Source organism: Streptomyces sp. SID3343 (genome assembly GCF_009865215.1).
Taxonomy (GTDB): Bacteria; Actinomycetota; Actinomycetes; order Streptomycetales; family Streptomycetaceae; genus Embleya.
Genome location: NZ_WWJX01001627.1, coordinates 1 through 1,871 on the forward strand (window position 1 = coordinate 1; position 1,871 = coordinate 1,871).

Genomic DNA, 1,871 nt, shown 5'->3' on the forward strand with positions numbered 1-1,871 from the left:
CCGATCACCTGGGCGTGTGCCACGGCGCGGCCGGCGTGTTGGCGGTGGCCGACGCGTTCGCCCGCCACGCGTGGCTGCCCGAGGCCGATGCGCTACGGACTCGGCTGACCGCGTACGTCGGGGCCGGCTTGGCCGGCGTCCCGAATCCGGCGGCGGGTGACGGGACCCTCCTCGGGTTGCTCGGCGCGCCGGTGGTGCTGTCCACCCTGCGAACGGGCGCGCGGGGCTGGTTGGCGTGCCTGGGCCTGCGCTGATCCAGCGGGCTGCCGAGCGATCGGGCACACGTGTTGCCGATCAGGTGGGTCGCCCTGTGCCGTGCGGCGGTTCGGTCCAATAGTCGGCACAGGCCCAGTCCACCGCGAGTTCCGCGGCGTAGTGGGCGCCGGCCTCGTCGGTCAACGGCCAGTGCTCGGGTGAGGCCGCCGGTTCGACGAGTTCGAGCCGGGGCGTACCGGGAGGGAGGCGGTCGAAGAGGCTGCGCACGATCAGTGGACTGTCGGTGCGGATCAACAGTTCCGGGGTGTCGGGTCCGGTACGGACATAGGCCGGATTCGGTACGCCGAGCGCCTCCACGACGCGGCGCCACGCGAGGTAGCGCTCGGCCGGTGACGCCGCCCCGCCGGGGCCGCCGGGATCGATCCGCCAGCGGCGGGGCGCGAGCACGGTGCCGTCGGGGAAGGCCACCCGGGGCAGCACCGTCGCCGTGGTCGCGGCACCGGCGGGCGCGCCGATCGAAACCTTCGCCGGGGTGGGCTCGTACCGCCCCGTCAGGTCCCAGCCGTGGGCGTCCGCGAGGGCCGCGAGCAGCCGGCCGGCGGGATCCGTACGGCCGATCAGTGCGCACGAGCCGTATACCGGGATCGACACCTCCGATCCCCCGGCCCGCCGCAGCCAGGGCCGCAGCTCCGTGTCCACGACCACCGCCAGCCCGTCGAGGCCCTCCGCCGGATCCGCCACATCGGCCGCCAACGGCTCGTGCAGCGCGGCATCCGGGTTGACCGCGTCGCGCCCCACCACCTCGATCACGCCGACCCCGACGGGGGTGGTCCGGCTCAACCACTCGGCGGGGGACGGCAGTTCGGGGGCGCCGCCTTCGGCCAGCAGCTCTCGCTGGTGCCCCGCGAACGGCGCGACGTAGGGGACGCCGGCCCCCAGCCAGATCGCCCCGCTCGCGTCCGGGCGCACCAACACGCTCCCCCACGGCCCCGGCAGGTCACCGGGTGCGAGGCGTTCATCTTCGGCGGGGCGAACTCGGGGACGAGGAGGGGGGAGGGGATGGGGAAGGGGATGCGGGCCGGGTTGGGAATGGGAATGGGAACGAGGGCGAGGACGGGTCACGGCCACGGGCAACGGGTACGGCGGATCGAGCACAGCGTGGGTGAGCCGGGTCCGGCGGCGGCGTTCGGCCTCGCCGTCGTGGGCATGGTGCTCCAGCAACTGCGTCACCGCCCGCCGCGCACTCTCGCGCAGCCCCGCGCCCCACCGCACCCGCCATGGCAACCGCAATGAGAACACCAGCAGTTCGCCGTCGGGTCGGGCGCCGGTGTCGGCCCACTCGCACAGGGCCCGCACCTCCGCCTCGGCCGCCTCGACCATCACCGCCACCTCGACCGGCGTCGCATCCGTGTACCGCTCGCCCAGAACCTCGCACACCGCCCGAAGTCGGCGCAGCCCGGCCGACCAGGTCACCGCGTCCGACGGGGACAGTTGCCCGGTGATTCCGTCCAGTGCCTCCCACGCGCCGGAAGCCCTTGCCGGCAGCCGCAGTTGGGCGTGGCCTCGATAGTCGGGGTGAGCCGCGAGCGCGCGTGCCAACGGCGCCAGCGCCGGCCGGGCCCGCAACAGCGGCTCGGCCGCTTCGAGCGTGGACC

The 1,871-nt window shown here is 74.8% G+C and carries 2 pseudogenes; one reads left to right on the plus strand and one right to left on the minus strand.

Going from position 1 to position 1,871, the window contains the following annotated elements:
• A pseudogene (locus GT354_RS52025) lies at positions 1-254 on the plus strand (subtilin biosynthesis protein spaC); the annotation flags it as partial.
• Between the two features lie 40 nt (positions 255-294).
• On the opposite strand, the pseudogene GT354_RS52030 reads toward GT354_RS52025, so the two are convergent.
• Positions 295-1,871 (minus strand): annotated as a pseudogene (locus GT354_RS52030) (hypothetical protein); the annotation flags it as partial.